Source organism: Micromonospora sp. IBHARD003, assembly GCF_056106285.1.
In genome coordinates this window covers 1,006,889-1,028,779 of record NZ_JBWBBX010000001.1, presented here as the reverse complement: position 1 = coordinate 1,028,779, position 21,891 = coordinate 1,006,889, and the positions used below count along the sequence as shown (strand labels likewise).

The window sequence follows — 21,891 nt, the reverse complement described above, 5'->3', positions numbered from 1 at the left end:
CCCCCACGCTGCGTTGTCGGAGTCGTCCGAGTACGTCCCGTACGAGGACGATCTCCCCCAGCCTCCGGCCGGGGGTACGCCCACCGCCTTGCGATGCTTCCCCTCGGCCCCGGAGGGCCGGGGAGTCCTCATGCATCCGACGCCGCGGGCTGGTCCTCAAAGACCGCCCGGACAGGACCTAACCTCGCCGTTTCGGTTGGGATGAGTCCGGGCGTGGGGCGGAAGTACGAAAGTGCCTTCTGAGCTGGAACGATGAACCTTGTCGAGGGGTTATGTCGGTCCAAGCGGAAGGCACTTTCTGCGTGAAGGGTATCGGTTCTCGTCCCAAGCTCCATGTCTCCGCTGACGGTTCGGGTGTGGTCGGGCATGCCGGGGCACGGATGCTGGCTGATCTTGCCGATGCCACCGGGCTGACCAGTGCGTACTCCACCGCGCTCAGGCCGCTTCGGCCGCGCGGGACCGGGCATGATCCGGGCCGGATCGCCACCGATCTCGCGGTGATGCTCGCCGATGGCGGCGAGGCCATCACGGATCTGGCCGTGCTGCGGGACCAGGCCGAGATGTTCGGCCCGGTGGCCTCCACGCCCACGGCCTGGCGGCTGCTCGCCGACATGGACGAGGCCGTACTCGCTTCGATGCGAGCGGCCCGCACTTCGGCTCGGGAGGTCGCCTGGCTGCAAGCCGCCGAGACCCGTGAGGGCATACCCGCAGTGACCGCCGCAGCGCGCGAACTGCCCGGCCTGGTCCTGGACCTCGACGCCACACTGGTCGCCTGCCACTCCGAGAAAGAAGCGGCCGCACCCACCTACAAAGGCGGCTTCGGGTTCCACCCGCTGGTGTGCTTCCTGGCCAACACCGGCGAGGCCATGTCGGCGCGACTGCGGCCTGGCAACGCCGGAGCCAACACCGCCGCCGATCACATCGCGGTCCTCGACCAGGCCCTCGCGCAGATCCCCGACGCTCACCGGCACGGAACCCAGATCCTGGTCCGCGCCGACAGCGCAGGATCCGCGAAAGCCTTCCTCGCCCACATCCGTCACCTGCGCGAGCACGGGCTGGACCTGCGGTTCTCCGCCGGATACGCGGTCACTGAGCCGGTCCGCCGCGCGATCCGCTCGGTGCCCGACCGCCTCTGGCATCCCGCCCTGGACCAGAACGGAACACTGCGAGAGGGAGCCGAGGTCGCCGAGCTGACCGGCATGGTCGACCTGGCTGGCTTTCCGCCCGGCACCCGCATCATCGTGCGCCGTGAACGACCGCACCCCGGAGCCCAGCTGTCCCTGTTCGACCAGGACGAGGGCCTGCGCCATCAGGTGTTCCTCACCGACACCCCCTACTGCGGCGGTGGCTCCGCCCAGTTCCTGGAGGTCCGCCACCGCGGGCATGCCACCGTCGAAGACCACATCCGGTGCGGCAAGACCACCGGCTTCGGCCGCTTCCCCTCCCGCCACTTCGCCATCAATGCCGTCTGGCTCGAACTCAGCCTCGCCGCGATCGACCTACTGGCCTGGACCCGCATCCTGCTCCTGGACGGGGAGCTGGCCACCGCCGAGCCGAAGAAGCTCCGCTACCGGCTGCTGCACGTCGCCGCCCGCCTCACCCGCGGCGGCCGACGCCTGCGCTTGCGGATATCGGCGACCTGGCCCTGGAGACACGAACTGGCCACGGCCTTCCACCGCCTCGCCGCACTGCCCCGTCCCGCCAGCTGATCAACAACCACCCAGACCGCCCACGACCCGAAAGACCCCGGAGAACCCGACCACCGCGCCGGGACTCAGCCATCCCCAAAAGGCGGAATCGCCCTCCCCGCCCGACAGCTGACGATCAGCAACGTCTCATCACCCCAACCGAAACGGCGAGGCTAAGGGGCTGTCCCGCACACGAAAGGTGCGGGGTACGGAAAACCCGTACCCCGCACCTCCCGCGTCGTCGTCAGGCGCCCAGCTGCGCCTCGATCGCGGCCACGATCTCCGGCGCCTCGGGCTCCGTGCGCGGCCGGAAACGGGTGACCTCGCCCTTGGGAGAGATCAGGAACTTCTCGAAGTTCCACTGGATGTCGCCCGCCTCGCCCTCGGCGTCGGCGACCTCGGTGAGCTCCGCGTACAGCGGGTGGCGGCCGTCGCCGTTCACATCCGTCTTCTCCAGCAGCGGGAAAGAGACCCCGTACGTCGTCGAGCAGAACGACTGGATCTCCTCCGCGGTCCCCGGCTCCTGGCCCAGGAACTGGTTGCACGGCACGCCCAGCACCGTGAAGCCGCGCTCCCCGTACTGCTGCTGCAGCCGCTCGAGCCCCTCGTACTGCGGCGTCAGGCCGCACTTCGACGCCACGTTGACCAGCAGCACGGTCTTGTCCGCGTACGCGGCCAGAGAGGTGGGCTCACCGCTCAGGGTGCGCAGGGGGATGTCGTGCAGAGCCATCTCAGCTTCTCCTCCGGTAACGGTCTTCTGCGCTCACTCTCGCACGGCGGGCCGCACAGGACGGAAGAGCCCCTCCTGCACCACGGAAACCAGCAGTCGCCCCTCACGGTCGTAGATCCGCCCGCGGGCCAGCCCACGCCCGCCGGTCGCGATGGGGGATTCCTGGTCGTACAGGAACCACTCGTCCGTACGGAAGGGGCGGTGGAACCACATCGCGTGGTCCAGCGAGGCCATGTCGAAGCCCCGTGGCCCCCACAGCGGCTCGATCGGGATCCGGACCGCGTCCAGCAGGGTCATGTCGGAGGCGTACGTCAGGGCACACGTGTGAACGAGCGGATCGTCGCCGAGCGGGCCGAGCGCCCGCATCCACACCGCGCTGCGCGGGTCCGCCTCCTTGACCTCCTCCGCGGTCCAGCGGAGCCGGTCGACATAGCGGATGTCGAAGGGCTGGCGGCGGGCCATCCGCTCCAGGGCCTCCGGAAGCGCCCCGAGGTGCTCCCGGATCTCGTCCGCGACGCTCGGCAGGGTCTCCGGGGCCGGGAAGTCCAGACGGGGCGGCAGCTGGTGCTCGAATCCGGCCTCCTCCGGCTGGTGGAAGGAAGCCGTCAGATTGAAGATCGTGCGGCCCTGCTGGACGGCCGTGACCCGGCGCGTGGTGAACGACCGGCCGTCCCTGACCCGTTCGACCTGGTAGACGATCGGCACCCCGGGGATGCCCGGCCGCAGGAAGTAGGCGTGCAGCGAATGGACCGGGCGGACGCCGTCGGTCGTCCTGCCGGCGGCGACCAGCGCCTGTCCGGCGACCTGTCCGCCGAAGACACGCTGAAGTGACTCGTGGGGGCTGAGCCCCCGGAAGATGTTGACCTCGATCTGCTCCAGGTCGAGCAGGTCGACCAGACGCTCGGCGGGAGTGCCCCCGGCGGGATTGCTCATGAAAGCTCCACTCTCACGGCGGGCCGGCCCTCACAGCTGGCCGACGGACGTGACCCGGACCACGGCCCGGCCCTCCTCGTCCGAGGCCGCCAGATCGACCTCCGCACTGATACCCCAGTCATGGTCGCCGTTGGGGTCGGCGAACGTCTGCCGGACCCGCCACAAGCCGTGCTCCGGGTCCTCCTCGATGGACAGCAGCTTCGGGCCGCGCGCGTCCGGGCCCGTGCCCAGATCCTCGTACTCGTCCCAGTACGCGTCCATCGCCTCGCCCCAGGCGTCCTCGCCCCAGCCCGACTCGGCGTCCATCTCGCCCAGTTCGGCGACATGGTCGAGCGCGGCCAGCTCCACCCGGCGGAACATCGCGTTGCGCACCAGCACCCGGAAGGCACGGGCGTTGGCGGTCACCGGCCTGACCTGGTCGGCCTTCTCCTGGGCCTCCTCCGCGGTCTCGGTCTCCGGGTTCGCCAGCTGCTCCCACTCGTCGAGCAGGCTGGAATCCACCTGGCGAACCATCTCGCCCAGCCAGGCGATCAGATCCTCGAGGTCCTCGGTCTTCTGATCGTCCGGGATGGTGTGGTCGAGGGCCTTGTAGGCGCTCGCCAGATAGCGCAGCACGATGCCCTCGGTACGTGCGAGCTCGTAGTGGGACGTGAACTCCGTGAAGGACAGCGCCCGTTCGTACATGTCGCGGATGATCGACTTCGGCGACACCGGGTGGTCACCCACCCAGGGGTGGGACTTCCGGTAGAGGTTGTACGCGTGCCAGAGCAGCTCTTCGAGCGGCTTCGGGTAGGAGATCTCCTGGAGCCGCTCCATCCGCTCCTCGTACTCGACCCCGTCCGCCTTCATCGCGGAGACCGCCTCGCCCCGCGCCTTGTTCTCCTGGGCGCCCAGGATCTGGCGCGGGTCGTCCAGTGTCGACTCGACGACGGAGACCATGTCGAGCGCGTACGACGGCGACTCGGGGTCCAGCAGGTCGAAGGCCGCGAGCGCGAACGTCGACAACGCCTGGTTGAGCGCGAAGTCCTGCTGGAAGTCGACCGTGAGCCGGACGATCCTGCCCTGGGCGTCCGGGGTCTCGAGCCGCTCCACGATCCCTCCGTCGAGCAGCGACCGGTAGATCGCGATGGCCCGCCGGATGTGCCGCAGCTGCTGCTTACGCGGTTCGTGGTTGTCCTCCAGCAGCTTGCGCATCGCCTCGAAGGCATTGCCCGGGCGGGCGATCACCGACAGCAGCATGGCGTGGGTGACCTTGAAGCGGGAGGTCAGCGGCTCCGGGTCGGAGGAGATGAGCTTCTCGAACGAGTTCTGGGTCCAGCCGACGAAGCCCTCGGGCGCCTTCTTACGGACGACCTTGCGCTTCTTCTTCGGGTCGTCCCCGGCCTTGGCCAGGGCCTTCTCGTTCTCGACGACGTGCTCGGGCGCCTGGGCGACGACGAGGCCGGCGGTGTCGAATCCGGCCCGGCCCGCCCGGCCCGCGATCTGGTGGAACTCGCGGGAGCGCAGCGTACGCACACGGCTGCCGTCGTACTTGGTCAGCGCGGTGAACAGCACGGTGCGGATCGGCACGTTGACGCCGACGCCCAGGGTGTCCGTACCGCAGATGACCTTCAGCAGACCGGCCTGTGCGAGCTTCTCCACCAGGCGGCGGTACTTGGGGAGCATGCCCGCGTGATGGACGCCGATGCCATGGCGTACATAACGGGACAGATTGCGGCCGAACTTGGTGGTGAAACGGAAGTTGCCGATCAGATCGGCGATCTGGTCCTTCTCCTCGCGGGTGCACATGTTGATGCTCATCAGCGACTGCGCCCGCTCGACCGCCTGGGCCTGGGTGAAGTGCACGATGTAGACCGGCGCCTGCTTGGTCTCCAGCAGCTCGGTCAGCGTCTCGGTGATGGGCGTCGTGCGGTACTCGTACGACAGCGGTACCGGCCGGGTCGCCGAGCGCACCACGGTCGTCTCCCGCCCGGTGCGACGGGTCAGGTCCTTCTCGAACATCGAGACGTCGCCGAGCGTCGCCGACATCAGCACGAACTGTGCCTGGGGGAGCTCCAGCAGCGGGATCTGCCAGGCCCCGCCGCGGTCCGGCTCCGCATAGAAGTGGAACTCGTCCATCACGACCTGACCGATGTCCGCGTCCTTGCCGTCACGCAGCGCGATGGACGCCAGCACCTCGGCGGTGCAGCAGATCACCGGCGCGTCCGCGTTCACGGAGGCGTCGCCGGTGAGCATCCCGACGTTCTCCGTGCCGAAGAGCTTGCACAGATCGAAGAACTTCTCCGAGACCAGCGCCTTGATCGGCGCGGTGTAGAAAGTGACCTCGTCCCGTGCCAGCGCCGCGAAGTGCGCCCCGGCGGCGACCAGGCTCTTCCCGGAGCCGGTCGGCGTGGAGAGGATCACGTTCGCGCCGGAGACCACTTCGATCAGCGCCTCCTCCTGGGCCGGATAGAGCGAGATCCCCCGGTCCTCGGCCCATGACGAGAAGGCTTCGAAGAGGGCATCGGGGTCGGCGTCCGGCGGCAGCTGATCGATAAGGGTCACGCCCCCCATCTTGCCTGGCTTCCGGCTCCGACAGGGAACCGGCTGCCGACCGGAAGATCGCTACCGCTACGCTGTGCCGTCAACTGGCGTCGGAGACAACAGAAGATGGGTCGGGAACGAGCATGATGGGACCTGCGCACTCCCTGTCCGGGGCGGCAGCCTGGCTGGGGGTGGGCGCGGCGACGGCCGCCGCCGGCCGTCCGATGCCGTGGCCCGTGCTCGTGGTCGGAGCACTGATCTGCGCGGGCGCGGCCCTGGCGCCCGACCTCGATCACAAGGCCGCGACGATATCCCGGGCCTTCGGGCCGGTCTCGCGCGGCCTGTGCGAGGTCGTCGACAAGCTCTCGTACGCGGTCTACAAGGCGACGAAGAAGCCCGGTGACAAGCGCAGGACGGGCGGGCATCGCACGCTCACCCACACCTGGCTGTGGGCCGTGCTGATCGGCGGCGGGACCTCGGCGCTGGCCATGATCGGTGGCCGCTGGGCGGTCCTCGCGATCCTCTTCGTGCACCTGGTGCTCGCGGTGGAGGGCCTGCTGTGGCGGGCCGCCCGGGTGTCCAGCGATGTGCTGGTATGGCTCCTCGGCGCGACCAGCGCCTGGATCCTGGCCGGTGTCCTGGACAAACCGGGCAGTGGGGCGGACTGGCTGTTCACCGGCCCCGGCCAGGAGTACCTCTGGCTCGGCCTGCCGGTGATCCTCGGCGCCCTGGTGCACGACATCGGCGATGCCATCACCGTCTCGGGCTGCCCGATCCTGTGGCCGATCCCGATCGGCAACAAGCGCTGGTACCCGATCGGCCCGCCGAAGGGCATACGCTTCCGGGCCGGCAGCTGGGTGGAGCTGAAGGTGCTGATGCCGGTGTTCATGTTGCTCGGGGGAGTGGGCGGAGCGGCGGCGCTGAACTTCATCTGACGCGGCCTGCCGGACGCCGGGCGCCCACACCGGGCGCCCTAGCCGGGCGTCCGACGTGGGCGCAAGCCTCGACCGGACACCGGGCGCCCTAGCCGTGCCACGACCTCCACAACGCCGCATACGCCCCGCCCGCGGCCACCAGCTCGGTGTGGCTGCCCAGTTCACTGATCCGGCCGTTCTCGACCACCGCGATCACGTCCGCATCGTGCGCGGTGTGCAGCCGGTGGGCGATCGCCACGACCGTACGGCCGTCGAGGACCCGGGCCAGCGAGCGTTCCAGATGGCGGGCGGCGCGCGGGTCCAGCAGCGAGGTCGCCTCGTCCAGGACCAGGGTGTGCGGGTCCGCGAGGACGAGGCGGGCCAGAGCGATCTGCTGGGCCTGCGCCGGAGTCAGCGAGACGCCGCCCGAACCGACCTCGGTATCGAGGCCGTCGCCGAGAGCCCGGGCCCAGCCGTCCGCGTCCACCGCACCGAGGGCCGCCCACAGTTCGGCGTCGTCCGCCCCCGCACGTGCCAGCCGCAGGTTGTCCCGCAGCGAACCGACGAACACATGGTGCTCCTGGTTCACCAGCGCCACGTGCTCACGCACCCGCTCCGCGGGCATCCGGGAGAGTTCGGCGGCGCCGAGGGTGACCCGGCCGGCCCGCGGAGCGTAGATCCCCGCGAGCAGCCGGCCCAGCGTCGACTTGCCCGCGCCGGAGGGTCCGACCAGTGCCAGCCGGGTGCCCGGGGGCACCTGCATCGAGACCTCGTGGAGCACGTCGACGCCCTCGCGGTAGCCGAAGCGCACCTCGTCCGCGCGCACGGCACGACCCTGGGGCCGCACCCGTACATCACCGGCGTCCGGCTCGATCTCCCGTACGCCCACCAGCCGGCCCAGTGATACCTGGGCCACCTGCAACTCGTCGTACCAGCGCAGGATCAGGTTCACCGGATCGACCATCATCTGCGCGATCAGCGCGCCCGTGGTGAGCTGGCCGATGCCGATCCACCCCTGCAGCACGAACACTCCGCCGATCATCAGTACCGAGGCGAGCACGGTCGTGTGCGTGGCGTTGATGACGGGGAAGAGCACGGACCGCAGCCACAGGGTGTACCGCTCCCAGGCCGTCCACTCCCCGATCCGCTGCTCCGAGAGGGCCACGCGGGCCCGACCCAGGCGGTGGGCTTCCACCGTCCGCCCCGCGTCGACGGTTTCGGCGAGCACCGCCGCCACCGCCGCGTACCCGGCGGCCTCCGAACGGTACGCGGACGGCGCCCGCTTGAAGTACCAGCGGCAGCCGAGCACCAGCACCGGCACGGCCACCAGCACCGCCGGCGCGAGGGGCGGCGCGGTCACCGCGAGCCCGCCGAGCAGCAGCACGATCCAGAGCACGCCGATCGTCAGCTGCGGCACGGCCTCGCGCATCGCGTTCGCCAGCCGGTCGATGTCGGTGGTGATACGCGACAGCAGATCGCCCGTACCGGCCCGTTCCAGTACGCCCGGCGGCAGTGCCACCGACCGTACGAGGAAGTCCTCGCGCAGATCCGCGAGCATGCGCTCACCGAGCACCGCTCCGCGCAGCCGCACCAGCCGTACGAAGGCGGCCTGTACGACGAGCGCGACGGCGAACAGGGCGACCGTGCGCTCCAGATGGATCTCGCGCGCCCCTTCGGCCGCCCGCTCCACGAGCGAGCCGAGCAGCCACGGTCCGGTCATCGAGGCCACGACGGCGACCGTGTTGACCGCGACGAGCAGCACGAACGCCCGCCGGTGCCGCCGCAGCAGCTCACGGGCATAGGCACGGACCGTGGCGGGCGTGCCCACGGGCAGGGTGGTGGCCGTGCGTGGTGCGGCGGGGTCGTACGCCGGCGGCGCCACTGCGATCATGCCGTCTCCTCGATGTCGACCGCAGCCTCCGTGAGCCGGTCGGTCAGATGCTCGGTGAAGGGCCCGGGCACCGGCACGGCGCTGTCCCGGGCGTCCCGCCTCTCCTCCGCTTCCCCCGAACCTTCGGGCTCCCGGGTCACCACTTCGCGGTAACGCGGCTCCTTCAACAGCAGCTCGCGGTGGACGCCGACGGCCGCGACCTGGCCCGCGGCGATCAGGACGACCCGGTCGGCCCGGTCGAGCAGCAGCGGTGACGAGGTGAGGACCACCGTCGTGCGGCCCTCCCGAAGGGCCCGCACGCCCTTGGCGATCCTGGCCTCCGTGTGGGAGTCGACGGCCGATGTGGGCTCGTCCAGCACCAGCACCCCGGGGTCCGCGATCAGCGACCGGGCCAGGGCGAGACGCTGCCGCTGCCCGCCCGAGAGGGAGCGGGCCCGCTCCGTGATGGGCGCGGCCATCGGATCCCCGTCCAGCGAGGCCTGTGCCAGGGCGTCCAGGACGTCCCCGCATTCGGCGGCCGTCAGCGCGGCGGTCGCGGACACCTCACCCGAGGCCGGCACATCGAGCAGTTCCGTCAGGGTCCCCGACAGCAGCACCGGATCCTTGTCCTGGACGAGCACGGCGGCGCGGGCCGACTCGCGCGGGAGTTCGTCGAGGGCCACCCCGCCGAGCAGCACGGACGGGAGGTCGTCCGGCTCGGCGGGATGCCCGCCCAGCCGCTCGGCCAGCCGTCCCGCCGCGTCCGGGTCGCCGCACACGACGGCCGTCAGCTCCCCGGCAGGGGCGAGCAGTCCACTGGCCGGGTCGTAGAGATCACCCGTCGGCAGCACGTCCGACGCCTGCAGCAAGGCCTCGGAGGGGTGGTCCGGCTCCGGCGACATCCCGTCCGATACGCGGTCGAGTGACAGCACCTTCGCGGCGCGGCGGGCGGACGGCTGCGAGAAGGAGTACGCCATCGCGATCTCCTCGAAGTGACGGAGCGGATAGGCCAGCAGCATCACCGCGCTGTAGACGGTGACCAGTTCACCGACCTCGATGCGGCCCGCGGACACCTGCCCGATGCCGTACCAGACGACCCAGATCAGCAGCAGTCCCGGCAGCAGCACCTGCAGCGCGCTGATCAGCGACCACATCCTGGCGCTGCGCACGGCCGCCCGGCGTACCTCCTGAGAGGCACGGCGGTAGCGCGTGAGGAACAGCTCCTCGCCGCCGATGCCGCGCAGCACGCGCAGACCGGCGACCGTGTCGGACGCGAGCTCGGTCGCCCTGCCCGCCTTCTCGCGCTGGACGTCGGCGAGGCGGGTGGCACGCGGTAGCAGCGGGAGCACGCCAAGCGCCAGCACCGGCACGCCGACCGCAACGAGCGCGCCGAGCGCGGGCTGGTAGACCAGCAGCCCGACGACCACCACGACGATCGTCAGCGCCGAGGCGAGGAACCGCGAGACCGCCTCCACGAACCAGCCGATCTTCTCCACGTCTCCGGTGGAGACCGCGACGACCTCGCCCGCGGCGACGCGTTTGGTGAGGGCTGAGCCGAGCGCCGATGCCCGGCGGGCGAGCAGCTGCTGTGTGCGGGCCGCCGCGGTGATCCAGTTGGTGACGGCGGCCCGGTGCAGCATCGTGTCGCCCAGGGCGATGGTCACCGCGGCGGCGGCGATCAGCCCGCCCGCCAGGGCGAGCCGGGTGCCGGAGCGCTCCACGACGGCCTGAACGGCGAAGCCGACACCGTACGGCAGGGCCATCACGGAGACGAAGTGCACCAGGCCCCAGGCCAGCGCCACGAGTTGGCCGCCGAGCTGCCTCCGCCCGAGCCAGACGAGGAACCTGAGACCGGAGCGGACGTCCGGTGTGCCGGGATCGGCATACGGAAGATCGCGAATCTGCATGACATCCCAGATCGTTCGGGAAACCGCCTCGGACGTGCAAGGTTCGCTCTGCGCAGTCGCGTGCGGCAACCGATTTTCCGGCCCCGTGGCAGAGAACCCGCCATGATCGGACGGCCCCTCTGGCGGGCGTCCTGCCCCCGCGCTTCACTCCCGGCGCATGAGACAACGACGGTTCACAACCCTGCTCGCCGGGCTGGTACTGGCGGCCGGATCCCTCTGCTGGCCGGCGGCCGCCGCGGCGGGCACGCCGGGGGAGCCGCCCGCCGAGTTCGGCAGCGACTGGCACGACCCCGCCACCGCCGCCCCGGTGGTCGGCCGCCCCACCACGAGGCCCTGCGACGTCACCGTCGCCGAGGCCCAATTCCGTGACTTCACGCCGTACAAGGGGGTCTACACGCCGCCCAAGGGCTGTGGCAGCGGATGGAACAAGGTGGTGCTGCGCCTCGACGGCAAGGTCAAGGGCCGCCAGTACGACCGTCTGGGGCATCTCTCGATCGGCGGCGTCGAGGTCCTGCGCACGTCCACGCCACAGCCCTCGCCCGACGGCATCACCTGGTCCGTGGAGAAGGACGTCACCCGCTACCGCGACACCCTGAGCCGGCCCCAGCCCGTGGAGATGCTGATCGGCAATGTCGTGAACGACACCTACACCGGCGTCATCGACGTCAGGGTGACGCTCGCCTTCTACCCCGCCGAGCACACCGCCGGCCGGTCCGCCGACGTCCCCGACCGGGTACTCCCACTCGATACGACGGTGCCCCTCGTCACCCCGCGCAACTCCGAAAGGGTCCTCGCGGAGGTGTACGCGACCGGCTCGGGCGGCGGCTGCGAGGAGTACTGGTATCTGACCGTGCCCGACCCCGCCCCGTACTCCTGCAAGGCGGGCGAAGGGCCATACCGTGAGGTGCGGATCAGGGTCGACGGGCGACTCGCGGGAATCGCCGCGCCGTTCCCGACGGTATGGACCGGCGGCTGGTCCAACCCCTTCCTCTGGAAGGGGTTGTGGAAGAACGTTCCCTCAGGTGAAAGGCTCGCAGCACGCGCAGTCGGGCACCGGTCGGGCACATGGGCGCACCGGGTGCCCGCCGAAGTGATACTTGCAGGGCCGAAGCCGATCAGCTGAGTCGTCATTGCCCGATAGCCTGGCACATCCGGAGCCACCACCACATCTTCCGCGGTCAGTTGAGACATGATCATGTCGCCGTCATGAAGTTGCCCATGGCCTCCAGTCCCCGGCCGCCGGCGTCGGGGATGAAGTGCGCGTAGGTCTCCAGCACGGTCTCGACGGTGTCGCCCATGTACTCCGCCACCGTCACCGGCGTCTCGCCTGCGCCGAGCTGCACCGAGGCGTAGGTGTGCCGCAAAGCGTGGAATGTGAACGGCTCCGTGCCTTTCCAGGCATCCCGAGGCGTCCCGTCGGCCCGGTATAGCCGATCCACTAGCCCGGCTTCCTCCAGAGCCGGATTCCAGTTGTCGGTCCGGAAGATGTTGCTGGTGATCGGGTTGCCGTACGCCGTAGTGGTGAGCAACCGGACCGTCACCCGCGGTCTCTGCTCCCATGCCATGGTGGGGTCGCTCGCGTCGACCCAGGGCAGAGTCACCTCTACGGATGGGAATGCCTCCATGTGAGCGAGCAGGGCCTCCGCCAACTCCGTCGGCACGGGGAGACGGCGGGTCTTGTCCCTCTTCGGCAGCTTGAACCAGTGCCGCGCCCCGATGCTCTGGAGCTGCCTGTCGACATACAGCCAGCCGTCCCGCAGATCGTCGGGGCTCCACGCGAACGCCTCGCCGGGGCGCAGGCCAGCGGCGACGCCGAGATCAGCGAGGGCGCGGTACCGCGCGTGGAGGGCCACACGCACATCCCGGAACACCGACGGGCCCCATGCCTCCTTGTTCGTTGGTGGCCTTTTCGGCGGTCGAGCAGAATCCAGCCCCCGGCAGGGATTGAGGGGGATGCGGTTTGCCTCGTACGCGGCCTGGAGGATCTTCGAAAGGTTCTGCCACGCCGTGCGGACTGTCCCCGCCGCGACCTGCTTGCGCAGAGCGAGCTTCCAGGCGTTTAGTTCTTCCGTGCCGATGTCGAGCAGCCGCTTCTCCCCGAGGTAGGGCAAGATGCAGGACTTCACACGCTGTTCGGTGCGCTCCCGGGTACCGGGCAGGATCTCCGCATTCAGCCACCATACGGTCTCATAGTATGCCGTCAGGGTGATCTCACCTCGCTGCTGCTGCTGGAGCCTGCCTGAGATGACATCCGTAGTCAGTTCCCGGGCTCGGTTCTCCGCCTCGTCGTACGACTCCCAGTTCTCCTTGGGCAGTGCGTCGCCCTGGTCGTCGTAGCCGCGAACCTGCCATTGCGCGCCGGCTCCGTGGGCCGCACTGCGGTAGCGCTTGGCCCCTTTGTGTCGGCGGCAGTACTCTGTCGGCTTGCCGTTCCTCTTGTGCCAGAGGTCTTCGACCCATGCCTTGGCCATGCTCATCCTTTTGGTCGCGGACGCTTCAAACGTCCGGCGGACGGACTCTCATTTCTCCCGCTGCCCGCGGTCGCGACAGTCACCTGCGTCCCCTCCTGGAAGGCGGAGACGTCGGCTGCGGCATAGCGGACACGTCCACCGACGGCGCCAAGGCGGTGGAACCGCGGCCCCTTCCGGGCGGTGCGCCACTTCTGGAGCGTCTTCTGGGAGACTCCGAGAAGCTCGGCGACGTCCTTGGCGGTCAGCCACGTGTCGGGGACGATCGGGATGCTAAGTCGATCACCTGCGCGGACGGGATACCGATTCTTTCGGCCATGGTCAGGTCCCGGGGTGGATATCGACGCGTACATAGATGTCCCCTTGACGGAGCAATAGAGTGGGTTTCAAGCCGTGTTATTTGGTTTGGGTGATTTGTTCGTCGCTTCCAAAGCTCAGGTGGGTGAGACCTTCACCGGTCCCTTGCCGGACTCGCGTTGGAACTGCCACTGGGCACGCAACGCGGTCAATGCCGTTGGCCCGTAGCGCTCCAGGGCTTCTTTCCACCGCTCAAGAACGGAGTTTGAAACTGACCAGTTCGGGTGGCAGAACGCGGGGCGCAGAGCGTAGAGCTCTGCAGGCCGCATGACCGTGAACGGCATCGTCACTGGCGGAGCCAGCCGACCTATGCGCTCCGTCGTCCGGAAGAAGCAAGTTGGGGTGATGCTGGGGGTCGCGGCGTACCCTGAGGGGTCGCCTCATGCGACGGGCTTCAGGCAGCGTGTAGCCAGGCCGCTGCCAGTGGACTTACGTGTAGTGGCTTTGCGGCGGCGGGCCTTGGCCAGTGCCGACGGCCGGGCCATCTCACGGTGAATCTCCCGGATTTCGCGGCTTCCTGGAGGCTGAACCGCAGGAATTTGCCGAAGCGGTGGTGAGGGAAGCCGCGATGGTTAGGGCCCGCAGAGAATCAACATGCAGGCGCGCGTCGAGCTGACCTGCGATGTCAAGTCGCAGAATCATCAATTTGTTCTTCTGCGGGCCCTTAGCCCCATCTCGAAGCCACCTCTCGCCGCAGCCGATGGCGCCAGCCGCTTCCCGCGGGGCGAGCATCACCTCGCCCTGCTCAAGGGCCTGAATGGCTGCCTCGATTACGGCCTTGCGCTCGGCACCGGTGTGGTTTGCCTCCGGACCAGTCATGGCACCTCTCTTCCGTCTCGGGCTGGTTGGGTGCTTCGTCAGCTGGTAGGCACTCGCACTTGAAGCGAGCGCAGGAACTGGTGCGAACTTGTAGACGGCTGGTCTTTGCGTGTCAGCGCGGAGTGCACCTCGAGCAGCGGCACTGCCGACGCTGTGCTGCAGCGATGATGTCGAGTCGGTTCCTGGTGTGTGTCAAGTCCTCATGGGTGGCCGCTCCAGTTTGCCTATCAAAGCTCACCCTGAAAGCCTATCTACTCGCGCATTGACTCGTCAATCAGGTCTTCCAACCCTTGAGGTGAGTCGCTACTCAATCGCTATCTCCCTCTTATCGAATCCCTTAGCTCCTGAACGTCTGTAGATGGCTATTCATGTGAGCCTCGGTCGCACGCTGGTGGGCACGCCGCACCGTGGAGCAGACCTTTGGGTCCTGTGTGATCGCATCCTGCGCGCGTTGGTCAGGAACTGAGGCCGACTGGCGGCCCCAGGCTTAGGTCACCGGGGTTGGGACGCTCGTGGCTCTGACCAAGAAGCAGGTCACTCGATTCTGGCGTCGCGGATCCAGACCCCCTCGCACCGGAGCGCCACCCCTTCGCGGTGGCGCTCCGACTCCGACTGCGCCCCGCACGGCGCCGCCCCCTCACCAGCGGCCAGTTCAACTTCTACCGATACGAGATCCGCTCGGCCATCCGCCTGCTCGCCTGGCTCCGAGAACCCGGCAGCACCCTGGCCACGTGCACTCAGAGTGACATCGGCCGATGGCTGACCTCCCAGGAGCCGGGCCAGGGCTGATTCATAGTCGTTGTGGCCCGGGGCTGTTGCTGGTCAGGGCAGCTTGAGTAGGTCGAGGGGGCGGGTGTGGGGCGCGTAGGAGACCTCGCGCAGGCCGGCCGCGATGCTGCGGTGCCCGGCCCGACGGAGGGTGTCGATGGCCAGGTTGCGCAGGGTGGCCATGTTCTCCGGGCCGTGCCCTGTGCGGATCTTGGAGGAGTCCTCGGCGAAGGTGGTGTCGCGAACGAAGTGGAGCCGGTTCTCGATGGTCCACTGCGAGCGGGCGAGCTGCGCGACTTTCTGCGGGGAGGCCTGCTGGGCCGTCAGGTCGGTGATGGCGTAGACGGTCTGGCGGGTGACCTTGCCGGTGCGGACGTCCGTGCGGTGACGCAGGATCTTCGCGGCCTGGACCACGTGGGGGAAGTCCAGGTGGAGGTCGGTGACGGTAAGGACGCGGGTGGAGCGGGTCTCGCGCCGCCCGTGCCCGCGCTCGGGCCACCGGCCAGCCCTGGTGCGACCGCTGCCAGCAGCGATGGGTGGCCTGCAGCAGTTGCGGCACCGTCGCCCAGGCCCGCAGTGGCACCTGGGAGGCGCCGTTGTGCGCGAAATGCACCAACCCCGACCCGGACTTCTGGGGCCGCTGCCCGGTCTGCACCATCACCTGGCAGCTCAGCACCCGCCCCTGCCAGCGATGCGTTCTCGACCAGCAAGTACGCAACCTCCTCGGCGACGCCAACGGGGCCATCCGGCCCGAACTCGCCCCGTTCCACGAGGCATTGACGAGCGCCGAGCGCCCGGACGTCGCCTTTGCCTGGGTCTCCCGCTCGAAGGCCCGCGACCTCCTGGAACGCATAGGACGCGACGAGCGACCCGTCGCCCACGAGGTCCTCGACGAACTACCTGCGGGCAAAGTGCTGGCCCACCTGCGCAGTGTCCTGGTCGCGACCGGCGCCCTGCCACCCCGCGACGAGCGGCTCGTCGCCCTGGAAAAATGGATCACCGCGACGGTCCAGGCCCGCACCGACCTCGCCGAGCGCCGGATCCTGCACGGCTACGCGGTCTGGCACCACATGCGCCGATTCCGGCGCCGCCTCGGAGCAGACCACACCACCCGGCTCCAGGACCTGAACGTGCGCTGCCACGTCACCGCCGCGGACAACTTCCTCAACTGGCTCACCGGCGACGGACTCACACTGGGCACCTGCACCCAGACGGACCTGGAACGCTGGATGGCCGCCCCGAAGGTCAGCTACCGCGACGAGACCGGCCACTTCATCCGCTGGTCGGTACAGCACCGGCACGCCCGTGACCTGACCTACGGCACCGTCCGCTGGACCGGCCCACTCAGCACCATCGACAGCGAGAAACGCTGGGCCGAGCCCGCCGCCTCCTCAACGACAACACCCTGCCGACCCCGGACCGCGTCGCGGGACTGTTGCTGATCCTCTACGCACAGAAGATCGCCACCATCAGCCAGCTCACCGTCGACGACGTTCACATCGGCAACGACACGGTCTCCGTCACGTTCGGTACCTCGCCAGTCGTCCTCCCCGCACCGCTGGCCAGCCTGGTCCTCGAGCTCGTTACGACCCGCCGCGGCAAAGCCAAGATCGGCACCCCCGACGACGTCCCATGGCTGTTCCCAGGAGGACGCCCCGGGCACCCCCTCGGGGACGACCGGATCGGCCAACGCCTCCAGAAAATCGGTATCCAGCCGAGGCAGGACCGCTCCACCGCGCTGTTCACCCTCGCCACCGAAGTCCCCGCCGCGATCCTCGCCCGGATGCTCGGGGTCCACATCAAAGTCGCTGTCCAGTGGCAGCAGGCATCAGGCGGGGACTGGGCCGCCTACGCCGCCGACGTCAGCCAGCGCTCCAACCGCGCTCATCGGTAATAATGAAGACGTACACCCTGGATGGCCGGTTTGGCGGATGCTCCGGCAGCATGAATTCCCGCACGATTACCAGACGACTACGCTTGATCGCCCATAGCGAACGCAATCCAGTGCTCTAGCGGTTATCCGGGCCTTCGATCATCTTGATTTCACTCGCGGGCTGGATCCCGATCGCCCTGTCGAGCTCCGCGCCGATTTTATCCATCACTCTCTGCGCAGCTTCCTCGCCGTAATATTCCGTCAACTGGTCGTGCAGCCTCGAATGCGTCTCAGCGAGAAGCCCAATTCCCGTAAGTTTCTCATGCGCAGCCTTGATCTTGACATCCTGCACCTCGCGCTCCGCCTTGGCAGTGACAACCTTCTCTTCGCTCCTGTTCATCTCCGCTTCATGGCGGGCCTCCTCCGCTTCCCTTTCTGCTTTGACCCTATGCTCCCTCCGTCTGGCGGGATCGCAAATCCGAGCAATGGCATCAATTACCTTGTCAATACCCTTGATCTCAATGTGGAAGGTATGTCCAGTGGTCAATCCTTCCAGCTGAAGCCTGGCCCCCTCATCGGAAATCATCGACTCAAGAGCGAGTACCGCCGCAGGGAGACCAGTTTCCGGAGTGGCATCAAGTACCGCTTCCAATAGCCCAGTTTCGGAGCTCGGAAAATTTCCGTTCTCAATCAGATCGACGACGGCAACAACATCGTACGTATAGTTAAGCCACGTCAGAACATCTGTCACCCACTTGACTGTGGTGAGGTCCCGTCCTTCAACTTGCAACTTAATGGCGGCAACGTTGTATCCCATGCGAGACCACTCCACTGTCTTAATGGCAGGACCAGACCACGCTATGTTCAGATGTCGCATTTACATGACGACTTATGAATGAGCGCCATCAGGTTCGTCCGTTGGGCGTAGTGCGTTGCCGCCGCGTGAGGCCACATGGGGCCCGTGACAGCGCGCGAAGGGGACGCATCGAGGACCGCAAGGGCCGAGCGACATCGCCGATGGTCCGCGGCCTGGGCTCGCCTGGGCGGCTCCAGGCCGTGGGCCGAATCCGGCTCCTCGAGCGAGGAGCCGGCCCTGCCGATAGGACATGAGCGCGCACGGCGGCGGCACGCCGCTCACCCGACCCAAGGCCTGGTGCCGCAGGTGGCGACCGGGTATTCGGAGAGTTCCAATACCCGACTCCACCGTTAGGGTATGCCGACCCCTCCTGGCTGCACGACATCGCCGTGGAGAAACTCGAGCTCATCATCGACCAGGTCGAACAGGACGGCCAGCACCTCGCAGCCGGTGAGCACGTCAGCGGCCCCTCTGCCGACGAGTACCGGGCTCGCATGGAGCGCACCGCGTCGTTCGAAGGCCGAGTGGTGACAAGCGCCGGTAGCGTGGAACGCCTCCTGGAACAGATGGATCCCGCCATCTATCACGGCCAGGGCATGACCTGCGTATGGCGTGCGGCCACGGCCGCCTGCCGCAAGGCCAAACTTGCACTCGGGCTGCCAGACGATGACACGCCGGACGAGTCGGAGTGCAGATCCTCGTGCGCCAACCTCGCTTACACCGATCGTGACATCGACGACGTGCAGCGCCGACGCGAGCGGCACCGGGCCGACGCGGCCGACCCGCTGGCCCCCAGGCCCCGGCGCGACCGCGCGGCGGCGCAGGCTGCGCATCTATCGGGGATCATCGACCGCCACCAAGTACACGGCGCCCCTGACGCCAGGGAAAGGACCGCATGACCAGCCGACGCCCGCGGGATCGGGAAGCCGAACGTGCCGTGCTTCGGGCCGCAGCCGATCGCCTCCTGGCCGGCACGCCCCTGCGCTCGGTCTCTGGGAAACTCACCGCCTCCGAGCTGCTTCGTGAGTCCGGGCTCCGGCGCGATGTCGCCTACGGCGACCACAAGGACCTCGTGGAGGAGTTCCAGGCGCGTGCCAAGGCGCAGAACGTCACACCGGCTGCCATGCAGGAACTGGCCGACAAATACGCCGAGGTGAAGGAGGAGCTGGCGGCAGTCACGAAGGCACTCGCGAAGGAGCGAGCCGTCAGTGCCGCGCTGCGGCGGATTGTTGCCGAGCTTGACTTGGAACTGTTGCAAGCTCGGGAGGAACTTGAGCAGTCCGGGAACGTCACCCGCCTTCCCTCCCCGCGTCGGCGGGCAGGGCGGGGCTGACATTTCTCAACCCGATGGTTCCGCATGCTGCGGTTTCCCACGGTCGTCCAGCTCGTCACCACCGGACGACGCCACATCCTCCGCCTCACTGAAAGGTATCGGGGCCCAGCCAAGCACTCGCTCCGGTGAGGAGAAAATTAGGCATGGATTTCTCCTCACCGGAGACGGGAGACGCCGTGGTGCACGCCATGCCATTAGAGGTCGCTCACTCGGCGCTTGTGATCCCTACGAGCGAAAGGAAGTCCGGCCGCCCCTTCGTCGACGCAACGGCAGCCCGAGCCGGGCAGTGACGGTGTCCTCATACCAGTTGACGAATTCAGGCCCCGTGGCCCACTTCAGCGGAAGGACCCAAAACGCCTTCCACTCTCGACGCTTGGACTCCTCCCGCAGGTGCTGCCCAAGGCGAACACCAGTTGCCCCCGTCCAACACTTCGTGGGCCTGGTCTGACCTCCGTAGCACGCCAGGTCATTGTGGTTCACAACGATGTAGACCGCCTTCTCCTCTTCGCCGTCGTAGGGCCGGCCAAGGAGGTACGGCACCGGACGGTGATCGAGAAGGTGCTTGCCAGCGAGAGATGCCAGATAGTGGTATCGGCGCTCGGTCATTTCGACGACACCGGGCCAATCGAGAGTGCTCACTGGTCTTCGTCCACGGTCATCTTGTTGAGGGCCTTGGCGATCGTCTCGAGCTGCTTGATAGGTGTGTCGGTCTTCACCGTCGGCAGCAGCGGAGGCGAGGGATCCTCGTTGCGGATCGCGCGGTAGCGCCTGAATGCCTCGTCGGCCTGAGTAATGTGGCGGCACAAAGCGGTGAACGCTGTCTCCTCATCGGAGGCGGCAGTCTTCTCTGCGCGGCCCTGAGTCGCGATGCGGACCGCTTGCCGCAGTCGGGCATCACGCACTGTGACGGTGGCGGCCGCGTCGTCGACGAGCTCGATCTCTGTCTCGCCGTCCGGGACCTGCGCGAGGAGAAGTGGGCTGTTGGCGCGGGCACGTTTGATGTTCTCGGCGAGCAGGCGCAGGCCCCACGGGAAGGTCAGAAGCTTGTCGACGATGCTACCGACGCTGGATCGGTCGATCGCATCGTTGACCTCCTTCTCGCTCGACCCCTTCGGGCTGGTAAGGCCGCCGGCGATGACAAGCGCGAACAGGCCGAGGACGCCGAGGAGTCGGGCATGTTCTCCCGGTTTTCCTGTCACCGTGTCGCCGTCTTGGTTGACGCCGAGTTCGGTGAGAGCATTCTTGAGCAGCTCGTCGATCTTGTCGCTGCTGTTTACGTTCGTGACGTGCCATGGCGAGCTGATGAGGTCCTGCCATACGCACCCGGAATTGAGCGCAGTGCGGGCGCGGTCAAGCTCAGTGGAGCTGAGCTTGGTGGTGTAGGAGCGCAACGCGAGCTCACTCGCGGCACCCGTGCGGTGAACGGGTGTGACCTTCCCAGCTCTGTTCTTCTCGCGCATTGCCTTGTTGAGCCAGTAGGCGTGCTCAGAGCACTTCCTCGTCACGAACGCCGCGCGGAGATCACGCAGGGATGGGTCGAGCCCGTGATACTCCATGGCCGCGGTCACGTCGCCGCGACCGATCAGCAGGTCTGTATCCGCGTCGTCGAAGTGGCCGTTTTGACGAGCTGCGAGCACGATCTCTTCGGCCTTGACGGCGTTCTGCGCGCCCTTATCGAAGGCCTTGACGCCAACATTCATGCGTACAAGGAGTGAACGGACTGCCGATGCGAAGCGGCTCATCCCGTAGGTGGCCTGGTCGTCGTCGACGTAGCCAACGATCACCTGGACGGGCGCGGTCAGCGCGTTGAGCGTGCAAACGGCAGCGTTACGTTCCCTGAGATCTTTGGCTTTCCCTGTTGCGGGCATGGCGAGCCGTTCTTCGTTCGCCTTGATGATCTTTCGGGTGAGGTCGCGGCGCTCGGAGAATGTGCAGTTCATGATCATTGACGGGAGGAGCTTAACCGTCTTCTTGCGTTCGCTGACCGGAACCGCGTACTGCTTCCGCAGCCGCGTCGGCAGCCATTCCGGGACGATCTCAATCCGCGCGTAGGCGCTTCCCAGCCGGCTGTTGCCATCTGCTGTGGCCTGCTCCTCTTCCTCACGCTCGCCGGAGTAGTCCAGCAACGTGAACACTGCAGTCAGAGCCCGATGGATGATGTCGGGACCAATGTCGTCTTGCGGGTTCTCCGCCTGTACTGCAAGGCAGTTACGATCTGTGGCCTGCAGTAGTGTGGCCTTTGTTGCGCTGTACACGATTTGCGCATTCGTGCCCTCCGACGTGGGCATCGGCACCGCGATGTGACCGACCGGTCGACCGAAGGTGTCCGTCGCAAGGGAAGTGAACGCAGGATCGGCTGCATACATGAGTTGGTCACCGAGCCGGTCATTGCTGGGTGTCAAGCCGAGGAGCGTGACGAACTCGCGCACCTCGATCATGGACAGCCACCCGGTCTCTACGCGCTGACTCTTGATATGGGCCGGGGTGAGTTCGGCGAGCGTGACGCACGAGGAGGCCAGACGCGTCAATGTGCTCACGCCCAGCTGAATGTTCGGCTGCGCGGCCAGAAGCTCGGCCTTTTTGGCAGCCGAACGGGCATCGACTACGCGCAGCGTGGGCCGACCATGGGCGTCGATGGTGCTGGTGACCGGGATGACCTGCAGTGGAGGTTCAGACTCATCGCTCGGGTCGAGGGTGCTATCCCGGTCAGCGGAAACGTTGATGTCAGCGGTGTCGGCATCGAGCGCCGGTTCCGCAGAGACGCCGACGGCAGAGACCGAAGTTAGCGTCTCATCGAGATCCGTCGTGTGTGCAGGCGAGCGAAAAGTTGGGTTGAGACTCACGGAGAGTGC

The 21,891-nt window shown here is 67.7% G+C and carries 19 protein-coding genes; 8 read left to right on the top strand and 11 right to left on the bottom strand.

Features of this window, described 5'->3' with window-relative positions; all coding sequences use genetic code 11:
• Window positions 1-272 precede the first annotated feature (272 nt).
• A complete protein-coding gene (locus tag ACTWOL_RS04390; RefSeq protein ID WP_474294504.1) occupies window positions 273-1,709 on the top strand; it encodes an IS1380 family transposase in 1,437 nt (478 codons plus the stop codon).
• Between the two features lie 223 nt (window positions 1,710-1,932).
• Here the strand turns inward: ACTWOL_RS04390 and ACTWOL_RS04385 are convergent, their stop codons facing one another.
• The 3 genes from ACTWOL_RS04385 to ACTWOL_RS04375 are packed head-to-tail and all read right to left on the bottom strand — an operon-like array spanning window position 1,933 to window position 5,895.
• On the bottom strand, window positions 1,933-2,418 hold the full coding sequence (locus ACTWOL_RS04385; protein WP_474294502.1) for a glutathione peroxidase: 486 nt from the start codon (window positions 2,416-2,418) through the stop codon (window positions 1,933-1,935).
• Window positions 2,419-2,451: 33 nt separating this feature from the next.
• Window positions 2,452-3,351, bottom strand: a complete 900-nt coding sequence (locus ACTWOL_RS04380) for an acyl-CoA thioesterase (RefSeq protein WP_474294500.1) — start codon at window positions 3,349-3,351, stop codon at window positions 2,452-2,454.
• Between the two features lie 30 nt (window positions 3,352-3,381).
• Window positions 3,382-5,895, bottom strand: a complete 2,514-nt coding sequence (locus tag ACTWOL_RS04375; protein ID WP_474294498.1) for a DEAD/DEAH box helicase — start codon at window positions 5,893-5,895, stop codon at window positions 3,382-3,384.
• A 122-nt stretch (window positions 5,896-6,017) separates the two neighbouring features.
• Here ACTWOL_RS04375 and ACTWOL_RS04370 point away from each other — a divergent pair, with 122 nt between their 5' ends.
• On the top strand, window positions 6,018-6,809 hold the full coding sequence (locus tag ACTWOL_RS04370; protein WP_474294496.1) for a metal-dependent hydrolase: 792 nt from the start codon (window positions 6,018-6,020) through the stop codon (window positions 6,807-6,809).
• Window positions 6,810-6,897: 88 nt separating this feature from the next.
• On the opposite strand, the gene ACTWOL_RS04365 is transcribed toward ACTWOL_RS04370, so the two are convergent.
• Complete coding sequence (locus ACTWOL_RS04365) at window positions 6,898-8,679, bottom strand: ABC transporter ATP-binding protein (protein WP_474294494.1); 1,782 nt, start codon at window positions 8,677-8,679, stop codon at window positions 6,898-6,900.
• Complete coding sequence (locus ACTWOL_RS04360; protein ID WP_474294492.1) at window positions 8,676-10,565, bottom strand: ABC transporter transmembrane domain-containing protein; 1,890 nt, start codon at window positions 10,563-10,565, stop codon at window positions 8,676-8,678. Before ACTWOL_RS04360 ends, ACTWOL_RS04365 begins: the two co-directional genes overlap by 4 nt.
• A gap of 157 nt (window positions 10,566-10,722) precedes the next feature.
• Between ACTWOL_RS04360 and ACTWOL_RS04355 the strand changes: the two genes are divergently transcribed.
• A complete protein-coding gene (locus ACTWOL_RS04355; RefSeq protein WP_474294490.1) occupies window positions 10,723-11,688 on the top strand; it encodes a peptide-N4-asparagine amidase in 966 nt (321 codons plus the stop codon).
• Between the two features lie 70 nt (window positions 11,689-11,758).
• On the opposite strand, the gene ACTWOL_RS04350 is transcribed toward ACTWOL_RS04355, so the two are convergent.
• The 3 genes from ACTWOL_RS04350 to ACTWOL_RS04340 all read right to left on the bottom strand — a co-directional run bounded on the left by ACTWOL_RS04350 (window position 11,759) and on the right by ACTWOL_RS04340 (window position 14,209).
• Window positions 11,759-13,036 carry a tyrosine-type recombinase/integrase gene (locus ACTWOL_RS04350; RefSeq protein ID WP_474294489.1) on the bottom strand — a complete coding sequence of 426 codons (1,278 nt, stop codon included), beginning with the start codon at window positions 13,034-13,036 and terminating at the stop codon, window positions 11,759-11,761.
• Between the two features lie 2 nt (window positions 13,037-13,038).
• The gene (locus ACTWOL_RS04345) at window positions 13,039-13,386 is read right to left on the bottom strand and encodes a helix-turn-helix transcriptional regulator (protein WP_474294487.1); all 348 of its coding nucleotides are present in this window, start codon (window positions 13,384-13,386) and stop codon (window positions 13,039-13,041) included.
• Between the two features lie 490 nt (window positions 13,387-13,876).
• A complete protein-coding gene (locus ACTWOL_RS04340; RefSeq protein WP_474294485.1) occupies window positions 13,877-14,209 on the bottom strand; it encodes a hypothetical protein in 333 nt (110 codons plus the stop codon).
• Between the two features lie 594 nt (window positions 14,210-14,803).
• Between ACTWOL_RS04340 and ACTWOL_RS04335 the strand changes: the two genes are divergently transcribed.
• Window positions 14,804-14,998 (top strand): hypothetical protein, encoded by a 195-nt coding sequence (locus tag ACTWOL_RS04335; protein WP_474294483.1) that lies wholly within the window; start codon window positions 14,804-14,806, stop codon window positions 14,996-14,998.
• A 33-nt stretch (window positions 14,999-15,031) separates the two neighbouring features.
• Here ACTWOL_RS04335 and ACTWOL_RS04330 read toward each other — a convergent pair whose 3' ends face one another.
• On the bottom strand, window positions 15,032-15,511 hold the full coding sequence (locus tag ACTWOL_RS04330) for an ISAs1 family transposase (RefSeq protein WP_474301085.1): 480 nt from the start codon (window positions 15,509-15,511) through the stop codon (window positions 15,032-15,034).
• Window positions 15,512-15,513: 2 nt separating this feature from the next.
• On the opposite strand from ACTWOL_RS04330, the gene ACTWOL_RS04325 reads away from it, so the two are divergent.
• Together ACTWOL_RS04325 and ACTWOL_RS04320 are read left to right on the top strand one after the other, a co-directional pair.
• Window positions 15,514-16,419, top strand: coding sequence for a hypothetical protein (locus ACTWOL_RS04325; RefSeq protein WP_474294481.1), 906 nt, complete (start codon window positions 15,514-15,516; stop codon window positions 16,417-16,419).
• Window positions 16,413-16,871, top strand: a complete 459-nt coding sequence (locus ACTWOL_RS04320) for a hypothetical protein (protein WP_474294479.1) — start codon at window positions 16,413-16,415, stop codon at window positions 16,869-16,871. The genes ACTWOL_RS04325 and ACTWOL_RS04320 overlap by 7 nt, the downstream gene beginning before the upstream one ends.
• A gap of 115 nt (window positions 16,872-16,986) precedes the next feature.
• Here ACTWOL_RS04320 and ACTWOL_RS04315 read toward each other — a convergent pair whose 3' ends face one another.
• The gene (locus tag ACTWOL_RS04315) at window positions 16,987-17,667 is read right to left on the bottom strand and encodes a hypothetical protein (protein WP_474294477.1); all 681 of its coding nucleotides are present in this window, start codon (window positions 17,665-17,667) and stop codon (window positions 16,987-16,989) included.
• A 428-nt stretch (window positions 17,668-18,095) separates the two neighbouring features.
• Here ACTWOL_RS04315 and ACTWOL_RS04310 point away from each other — a divergent pair, with 428 nt between their 5' ends.
• Together ACTWOL_RS04310 and ACTWOL_RS04305 are read left to right on the top strand one after the other, a co-directional pair.
• Window positions 18,096-18,605 carry a hypothetical protein gene (locus ACTWOL_RS04310; RefSeq protein ID WP_474294475.1) on the top strand — a complete coding sequence of 170 codons (510 nt, stop codon included), beginning with the start codon at window positions 18,096-18,098 and terminating at the stop codon, window positions 18,603-18,605.
• Window positions 18,602-19,039 (top strand): hypothetical protein, encoded by a 438-nt coding sequence (locus ACTWOL_RS04305; protein ID WP_474294473.1) that lies wholly within the window; start codon window positions 18,602-18,604, stop codon window positions 19,037-19,039. The genes ACTWOL_RS04310 and ACTWOL_RS04305 overlap by 4 nt, the downstream gene beginning before the upstream one ends.
• Before the next feature lie 635 nt (window positions 19,040-19,674).
• Here ACTWOL_RS04305 and ACTWOL_RS04300 read toward each other — a convergent pair.
• On the bottom strand, window positions 19,675-21,882 hold the full coding sequence (locus ACTWOL_RS04300; RefSeq protein ID WP_474294471.1) for a hypothetical protein: 2,208 nt from the start codon (window positions 21,880-21,882) through the stop codon (window positions 19,675-19,677).
• Window positions 21,883-21,891: the final 9 nt, after the last annotated feature.